Annotated in this window: 1 protein-coding gene; it reads right to left on the bottom strand. The window is 74.4% G+C overall.

Annotation, left to right across the window (positions count from 1 at the left end; genetic code table 11):
* The coding region (locus CQZ88_RS31550; protein ID WP_308410818.1) for a wax ester/triacylglycerol synthase domain-containing protein at positions 1–312 on the bottom strand (312 nt) is incomplete at both ends.

Below are 312 nucleotides of genomic sequence, written 5' to 3'. Positions count from 1 at the left end.
GGCCGGCGGTGCAGGTTGTCGCGGACGAGCGCACGCACGGAAGGTGGCGGAACCGGGGTGGGCACGGGACCGGGGTCCTCGTCGGGCGTGGTCGCGGCAGTGTCGAGCAGGGCGCCGAACAGTTCGAGGGCGGCGATGCCGTCGGCGACCACGTGGTGGAGCCGCAGCAGCAGCGCGATCGTCCCGTCGTCCCGGTCCGTGAGCAGCCACATCTCCCACAGCGGCCGGGACCGGTCGAGGCGTGGTTCGTCGAGTTCCGCGCAGGTGCGCAACAGGGTGGCCTCGTCGCCGGGAGCGGGCAGGGCGCGGGTC

This window comes from Rhodococcus sp. ENV425, from assembly GCF_002887785.1.
GTDB lineage: Bacteria > Actinomycetota > Actinomycetes > Mycobacteriales > Mycobacteriaceae > Rhodococcus > Rhodococcus aetherivorans.
Note: the sequence above shows the minus strand (reverse complement) of the source record. Positions and strands in the feature narration are given on the sequence as shown.